At 66.5% G+C, this 8327-nt stretch carries 4 protein-coding genes and 1 pseudogene; all 5 read left to right on the forward strand.

Annotated elements, in window-relative coordinates:
* Positions 1 to 591: pseudogene (locus ACN9M6_RS00005) on the forward strand (AAA family ATPase); the annotation flags it as partial.
* Positions 592 to 703: 112 nt separating this feature from the next.
* A complete protein-coding gene (locus tag ACN9M6_RS00010; RefSeq protein ID WP_419160868.1) occupies positions 704 to 1927 on the forward strand; it encodes a hypothetical protein in 1224 nt (407 codons plus the stop codon).
* Positions 1911 to 3485: an FG-GAP repeat domain-containing protein gene (locus tag ACN9M6_RS00015; protein WP_419160869.1), complete on the forward strand. Its 1575-nt coding sequence runs from the start codon at positions 1911 to 1913 to the stop codon at positions 3483 to 3485. The genes ACN9M6_RS00010 and ACN9M6_RS00015 overlap by 17 nt, the downstream gene beginning before the upstream one ends.
* Positions 3486 to 3581: 96 nt before the next feature.
* Positions 3582 to 6833, forward strand: coding sequence for a PSD1 and planctomycete cytochrome C domain-containing protein (locus tag ACN9M6_RS00020; protein WP_419160870.1), 3252 nt, complete (start codon positions 3582 to 3584; stop codon positions 6831 to 6833).
* Positions 6833 to 8308, forward strand: coding sequence for a DUF1501 domain-containing protein (locus tag ACN9M6_RS00025; protein ID WP_419160871.1), 1476 nt, complete (start codon positions 6833 to 6835; stop codon positions 8306 to 8308). Before ACN9M6_RS00020 ends, ACN9M6_RS00025 begins: the two co-directional genes overlap by 1 nt.
* Positions 8309 to 8327: the final 19 nt, after the last annotated feature.

The following is an 8327-nucleotide window of genomic DNA, read 5'->3' on the forward strand; positions in this document are numbered from 1 at the left end:
GATCACCAACGGGCCATGCGCGCTCTGGAGCGCCCGTTTGTTCACTATGTGAGCAACCGGCCAGCTGCCGCTGCCAACCACTTCCGCGCGCTGCACGAGGCCCTCCCCGGGCTTCGGGCAATCGCGCTGTTCGACCGACTTGACCGGGAGCTCCCGGACATCCAGCCGGTCAAGTGCCACATGTGGAAGCGGCGCAAAATTGAGAATTACGTAGCTACTCGACAGACGTTGGAGCGCTACGCGGCCGCGTCGGGGAGAGAGGCCACGCCGGGGCCGCTGTTCGCGGAATCCGAGCAGACCAGGCGGGTCACTGCCATGCGCCGGTCCATCGAATCAATCCAAGAAGCCATGAAGAAACTCGGGAAAGGCTCTCCAAGGGATCCGGGCGTCAAGGCCAACGACGATTTCTTGAATCCGCTATTCGGGGACTACTTCGCGAGACTTGGCTTGCCGAATGTGATGCTGAAGAAGAGCTTCCATTTTCTGGCCCGTCATGTTCCGAGGGACGAGATCGATTCGGAAATCATGGGCCAGCTGGATGCCATCGCGGAGGTCGCGGAGGGGGCGGAAAGCCAGCTGCCGGCCTGTTAGGGACGGCAGCGGGCCGTTATTCTGGCCGAAAACCCGGTTTGTGCGCCACAATGGGATCCAGACGGCGGACAAACGACAACGACCGCGTCGAAGTCCTCACCTGGAGGCGACCTTGTCACGAGCTTCGCAGTATCTCGTTGCGGCAATCCTTTCCATCACCGGCTTCGGTTGTGGAGAGGATTCTCAGCGGACGGCGTCCTCCGATGCCGCCGTCGATTCCGCAGGCGTGGACATCCTGCGGATCTCCGATGTGCACACCCTGGACCTCCCCCGGTTCGAGACGACACTGGTCTATTCCACCGCTGCGGATCTTGAACTCGCCACTGTCGCGGGAGCGGTTTTCCTGCAGGATTCGTCGCTTGTAGTCGCTGATCGCCAGGCGCATGAGATCAGCTACATCGATCGAGACGGACGTGTCCGCGCGCGTGCAGGTCAAGAGGGGGAGGGGCCGGGAGAATACGACTTCATCGAGCGGATCGGGGTCGGCGCGGACGGGACGGTCTTCGTCTACGATCGAAGTCTGCGGCGATTCACATTTCTGGACTCTCGGGGAGAGGTGACCGGTGTCCAACGTCTCGAAAGGGGCTCGGGGTCCGGGGCGGCGGTGCCTCTCATACGGATGGAGAGCGGAGAGATTCTTGCAGCGCTCGAGACGCGGCCGATCCTTCCTCCCGGGTTGCAGCGGGGCCCGGTCTTTCTCGTGCACGGCGACGCCTCGGGGGAGATCGTGGATACCCTGGCCGAGTGGGCCGGAAAGGAGCGCCAGGTCTCGCGGGACGGGACTGTGTGGAATCCGGTCGCATTCGGCGCCACCGCGGTCTTTGCGGGGCGCGGCCTGTACTTGCTCCTGGGCACGACCGATTCCCTGGACCTGACCCTCTACCGGGGTTTGGACCCGGTCACGCGGATTCGCGGCGGATACACTGCTCGCACGGTGACGGCCGAGGAGAAGGAGGAATGGACCCGGCGCTACCTGGGGATGTTCCCGGAAGAGGTCCAGCCGAACTGGCGCCAGAGGCTGAGCCAGTCAACCGTTCGAGAGGCGTACCCGGCCTATGGAGCGATTAGCGTGGACGCCGATGGCAGGATCTGGATCGGAGACTATCCCGGAATCGCCGATCAACAGCGGCGGTGGACGGTTCTTGAGCCCGACGGGAGTCCGGTGGGGTTCCTCAGTCTTCCCGTGCTACGTCCCAGCTGGATGGAGGAGACGGTCGCAGTCACGAGCGCGCCCCATGAGCTGCTGGACGTGGCCCATGGGCGCATAGCCGTGCTGCGCCGGGGGGAGTTCGACGAGGAGTTCATCGAGGTGTACGAGGTTGAGCTGGGGCGGTAGTACCCGAACATCGGTCGGGCGCGGGCTGCCAACAACCATCCTGTCCATCCTCATTTCGGCCTGCGGGGAACCCGCGACCCCCTCCGCCCTCTGGCATGACGCTACGGCAGCACTCCTCCCCCCCACGGCCGAATGGACCAACAAGGTCGAGCTGGCGGACATCGACGGCGACGGCAGGATCGACCTCCTCTTTGCGAATGGCGGGAACTACTCCGAGCCCGGCGATCCCGAACCGAACCGCGCCTTCGTCAACCGCGGCCCGGGACAGCCCTTTGAAGAGCGGACCACCGATGTGTTCGGCGCAGTCTCCGATCTCGCCCGCGTCATCAAGGCGCGCGACTTCAACGGCGACGGCCAGGCCGACATCTTCGTCGGCACCACCTACCAGACGCAGAGCCGTCTCTTCCTCGGCGCTGGCGGCGGCGCCTTCCGGGAACTGACTGCGACCCACCTTCCCCCGCTCCCGCTCAGCCTGGGAGACGCCGAGCCCGGCGATGTGGACGGCGACGGCGACCTCGATCTGGTCCTCGCGGATTGGGGGCCGGGCAACAACATGACCAACGAGGGCGGCCGGACGCGGCTCTGGGTCAACGACGGCAGAGGCCGGTTCACCGACGTCACCGCCGACCGCATGCCGGCCACGCTCATGCGCTTCTCGTGGGATCTGGAACTGGTCGACGTGGACAACGACTTTGACCTCGACGTGCTGGTCTCCTGCAAGCGTTGCGGGGGCAGCTCGCTGTTTCGCAACGACGGGACGGGCACGTTCGAGGAAGACCCGCGCGGGTTGCCGCAGTACACGAACAACTACGAGTTCGAAGCCATGGATCTCGATGGGGACGATTTCCTCGACCTCGTGACGGTCAACGACGGCGAGATCGTCGGTGAACGCAGCTCGAGTCGGCGCGAACACGTCTTCCGGAACGACGGAGAGGGCAGCTTCCGCGATGCTACCGACGTCTGGTGGCCCGCTTCCGAGAACATCGGGGAGGACGACAACGTCGTCGCCTTTCTCGACTTCGATTCCGACGGTGACGCCGATTTCCTGATAGGCTCCCTGAGCGGGCCGGATCGCCTGCTCGTCAACGATGGCGGCGGCCGCCTGCGCGCGGCGCTGGATGTGTTCACGGGCGAGGAGACGCCGGGTACGCTGGGGATGGCGCTTGCCGACCTCGACGGGGACGGCCGGATCGATGTGGTGCAATCTCAGGGCGAGCACCCCACCGCCGTTCAGGAGCGGGTCTTCCTCGGACGGGGTCTGGATCCGGATACGGTGCCGCCGGTCGTGAGCCTTCCCCTGGCGGTGCGCGAAGCCGATTCGATCCGGGTCGTGGCCCGCATCCACGACCGCAAGAGCCCGTCCGTGGACGCGGAGTGGCGCAACGTGCACGTGACCTGGAGCGCCGCCGGGGAGAAAGGGAGGGTCCCGATGCGCTGGTACGGCGAATATCTGTGGCGGGCCCGGATACCACCGGATACGAGCGAAGCGACGGTGTGCGCCTCGGACGCCTCCGGCAACCAGAGCTGCGCGGCCGTCCACGTCCCCGTGCAGCGCTGATCCGCTTTGCAGAGCCGCAGCCACAGGGATATTGTACAGGGGTAGGCATCTCGGTTTTCAGCTGGCCGCTTGTCAGGTTCGAAGGAGTCCCGCCCGATGACATTCAGCCTCCGGCGCGCCCTTCCCGTCGTGTTGGGAGCGCCGTTGTTCACGGTGCCTGTTGCCGCGCAGTCTCCGGAGGACTTCTTCGAGACCCGGGTGCGTCCCGTGCTGGCCGAGAGCTGCTATTCGTGCCACGGCCGCCTGCGCAGCGGCGGTCTGCGCGTCAACTCGCTGCCGGCGCTGCTGAACGGCGGTGTTTCGGGGCCCGCGATCGTCCCCGGCGATCCCGCCGCGAGTCTGCTGATCCAGGCCGTGCGCCACGAGATCGAAGGGCAGGAGATGCCTCGCGAGGCGGATCCGCTCACCGCGCACGAGATCGCGGGGCTCGTCGAGTGGATCGGCATGGGCGCGCCCTGGCCGGAGGACGAAGCCGCGGCCGAGGGCGCCGCAGTCCTCGCGCTCGCCGACGAAGGACTATCGCCGGGCGCCCGCATCTTCGTGGACAAGGTGCGTCCCGTCATGGAGCGCAGCTGCTTCACCTGCCACACCGATGGCGCGCCGAGCGGCCTGCGGCTCGACTCCCGGGAGGGGATCCTCGAAGGCGGGTCGCGGGGGCCGGCGATCATCCCCGGCAACCCGGAGCAGAGCCTCCTTGTCGCGGCGCTCCGCCATGAGCGCGACGATCTGCAGATGCCGAAGGACTCCGACCGGCTGAGCGGGGCCGAAATCCAGGGCTTCGTCGACTGGATCCAGGCCGGAGCGGAGTGGGCGGAGGTCGCCGAGCCCCTCGCGATCCCCCGGCGAGCCGTCACGGTAGCCGAGCGAGGCTTCTGGTCGTTTCGGCTGCTCGCCCACCCGACCCCGCCCGAGCCCGAGCGGACGGAATGGGCCCGCACCGAGATCGACCCCTTCGTGCTCGCGAAGCACGAGGAGAAGGGACTCGAGCCGCTGGAGATGGCGGACCGCCGCCAACTGATCCGGCGCGCCACCTTCGACCTCACGGGCCTGCCCCCGACCCCGGAGCAAATCGAAGAGTTCGTGAACGATCCGTCACCGGACGCCTTCGAGAAGGTGGTGGAGCGGCTGCTGGCCTCGCCCCACTACGGGGAGCGCTGGGGGCGTCACTGGCTGGATGTTGCCCGCTACGGCGAGGACGACACGCGCGGACTGGCACGGGACGGTTCGGGCCGCGAGCGCTATCCCTCGGCCTATGTGCAGCGCGACTGGGTAGTCGAGGCGTTCAACCGGGACATGGCCTGGGACCGGTTCGTGAAGGCGCAGCTCGCGGGTGACCTCCTGGAGGAGCCCGAGCGGGGGCAGGGGATCGCCGGGCTCGGTTTCCTGGGCGGGGGACCCTGGTACTATGATCTCGCGGATCCGCCGGTGGCCCGCGCGGACGAGCGGCACGACCGCGTCGACGTCACGACACGCGGGTTCCTCGGCCTCACTGTGGGTTGCGCCCGCTGCCACGACCACAAGTACGACCCGATCGGGACGCACGACTATCATGCGGTCGCCGGCATCTTCAACAATTCGGACTACCATGAATACCCGCTGGCGGACAAGGAAGAGGCCGAGGCGTACGAGAAGGACAAGGAATTCGTAGCCGGCCTGAAGAAGAGCCTCAACGAATACCTGCGCACCGAGGGTGAGCAGTTGGCCCGGGTGCTTTCCCTGCAGGTCTCGCGCTACATGATGGCTGCCCGGCAGGTCGCGGGTAAGCCGCAGCTTCCGGTCGAGCAGGCCGCGGCGCGCGCCAAGGTCGACCTCGAGACCCTCCAGCGCTGGATCCGCTTCCTCGCCAAGGAACCCCGGCACTATCCGTTCCTGAAGGACTGGCAGGCGATGATCGCCCGGGGCGAGGAGGAGGAGGAAGCCCGGAAGTTGGCCGACGACTTCCAGCACCTCGTACTCGAGCTCATGGCCGAACAGGAGAAGCTCGAGGAACGCAACCGCCGCATCATCGCCAAGGGGACGCCGCTAGAGGAGGTGAAGTCGACGCCGATGCCCAACGGCTTCGAGAGCTTCTTCGACCAGCACCAGCTCGAGCTCGAAACCATGGGGCGGGAGCGCTTCAACCTCTACACCGACATCTTTCGGAGCGATCTCGACAACGAGCTGGACACGTTCTTCCCGGCCCCGGGGCTGTTCCGCTTCAGCGGCTGGGGCCTGGAGCGACAGCTCGGCCGCGTGGCGATGGATCACGTGACGGCCATGCGCGAGCGGATCGAGGAGCTGGAGGAAGAGCTGCCCGACGTCCCCTTCGCGATGGGCGTGCGGGACAAGGAGCCGGGAGACCTCACCGACATCAACCTGCATATCCGCGGCAGCCCCACGAACCTCGGGGAGAAGGTGCCGCGTGGCTTCCTGACCGTGCTCTCGCAGGAGGGGGCCGCGCCGTTCACGGAAGGGAGCGGCCGGCTTCAGCTCGCGGAAGCGATCGCCGCGCACCCCATCACCGCGCGCGTGATCGTGAACCGCGTGTGGCGGTGGCACATGGGCTCGGGCATCGTGGATACGCCGAGCAATTTCGGCGTCGTGGGGGAGCGGCCCACGAACTCCGAGCTCCTGGAGCACCTGGCCTCGCGGTTCGTGGAGCACGGGATGTCGATCAAGCAATTGCACCGGGACATCATGCTCTCCGCGACATATCAGCTCGCGAGTGGCCGGCATGCCGGCAACGAGCAGATCGACGGCGCGAACCGCTACTATTGGCGCCACGACCGCCGCCGGCTGGACGCCGAGAGCATCCGCGACGCGATCCTGCATGTGTCGGGCGACCTGGACACGAAGGTGGGCGGGCCCTCCCTCGATCTCCGCGACGAGAAGAACAATCGCCGCACGGTCTACAGCAAGGTGAGCCGCTTCCAGGTGGACGAGTACCTGCAGACCTTCGACTTCCCGAACTCCAGTCTCTCCGCGGAACGCCGCTATACCACGAACGTGCCGGGCCAGAGCCTGTACTTCATGAACAGTCCTTTCGTCCAGCGGCAGGCCGAATTGCTGGTGAAGCGCCTGGCGAAGGAAACCGCGGCGGGAGGAGCAGCGACGGAGGACGCGCTCGGAGATGGGAACGGCGATGCGCAAGCCGACGACCTGCCCGTGGAGTTCCGGGACCGCGAGATGATCGTGGCGGCCTATCCGCTCCTGTACGGTCGGGGAGCGACGGAGCCGGAGATCGCGGCCGGGCTGGAATTCCTGGACGAGCGCCGGGCGGCCTTCATCGAGGATGACGCGTCGATGCGGGCGTGGGTGCAGTACGCCCGGGCCCTGTTCAGCGTCGCAGAATTCAGGTTTGTCGGCTGATGTCAGACAGTCATCACGGGTGCGGTGTGACCCACGGGGAGCCCCGGACCCGGCGCGACGCGTTGCGCACCATGGGCGCCGGCTTCGGCATGATGGCCTTCGCCAGCCTGGTGGGGACCTCGATGCTGGAAGCCTCGAGCGGGCTGGTGTCCGCCGCGGGCAGTCCGATGCCGAAGCCTCATTTCAAGCCGCGCGCGAAGAACGTGATCTTCCTGTTCATGAACGGCGGCGTCTCGCAAGTCGACACCTTCGATCCCAAACCCGCCCTCGAGAAGTACCACGGCCAGCCGCTGCCGACGGGAGAGATCAAGACGGAACGGCGAACCGGCGCGCTGATGAAGTCGCCCTTCAGCTTCGAGCGTTACGGAGAGTCGGGGCTCGAAGTGAGCGAACTCTTCCCCCACGTGGGAGAATGCGCGGACGACATCTGCGTGATCCGATCGATGCACACCGACATCCCGAATCACGAGCCGTCGCTGCTCATGATGAACACGGGGCACATCCAGCCGGGGCGGCCCTCGCTGGGATCGTGGCTCACCTATGGGCTCGGCACCGAGAACCGCAATCTCCCCGGGTTCGTGGTGTTGTGCCCGGACCAACCCACCGTGGTCGGCCCGCCCCTGTGGAGCAACGGCTTCCTCCCGGCCATCCACCAGGGGACCTACATCTCGGACAAGGTGCCGAGGATCGAAGACGACTTCGACCCGGAGCGCCTGATCCCCAACATCCGCCGCGACGAGATGGACCTGGAGGGCCAGCGCCGGGAGGTGGACCTGGTCGAGAAGCTGAACCGACTGCACCTCCAGCGTCTGGAGGAGGAAGATCAGCAGATCGAGGGCGCCATCCAGATGATGGAGACGGCGTACCGGATGCAGACCGAGGCCCCCGACGTGTTCGACATCCGCGGCGAGACGGAGGCGACCCAGAAACTGTACGGGCCGGGGAGCACGGCGCGCGGCTGCCTCATGGCGGTGCGCCTGATCGAGCGGGGCGTGCGCGTCGCGCAGGTCTACTACGCCAAGGGCGATCCGTGGGACGCCCACACCGATATCTTCCAGCACCGCAAGAACGCAAAGGATTCCGACCAGCCCTTCGCGGCCGTGGTCAAGGACCTGAAGTCACGGGGCCTGTTCGACGAGACGCTTGTGGTGTGCGGAACCGAATTCGGGCGCACGCCCGTGCTGGAGACCGGAGGCGGAGGCGCCGGCGGCCGCGTGGTCAACGGACGCGATCACAACCCGTTCGGGTTCAGCATCTGGCTCGCCGGCGGCGGAATCAAGGGCGGGATGACCTACGGGGCCACCGACGACTTCGGCTTCAAGGCCGTGGAGAACCCGGTGCATATTCACGACCTGCACGCGACGATCCTGTACCTGATGGGGATCGATCACGAGAAGCTCACGTACCGGTATAGCGGGCGTGACTTTCGGCTTACGGATGTGCATGGGCGGGTGATACACGAGATTATCGCGTGATGGGGCGGCCCCATCCTCC

Origin of the sequence: Candidatus Palauibacter sp., assembly GCF_965197445.1 — a bacterium.
Classification (GTDB): Bacteria; Gemmatimonadota; Gemmatimonadetes; order Palauibacterales; family Palauibacteraceae; genus Palauibacter.

Bases quoted from the DNA above. Each gene is read 5' to 3' on its own strand.
- ACN9M6_RS00025 (WP_419160871.1), top strand. From the start codon at position 6,833: ATGTCAGACAGTCATCACGGGTGCGGTGTGACCCACGGGGAGCCCCGG.
- ACN9M6_RS00020 (WP_419160870.1), top strand. From the start codon at position 3,582: ATGACATTCAGCCTCCGGCGCGCCCTTCCCGTCGTGTTGGGAGCGCCG.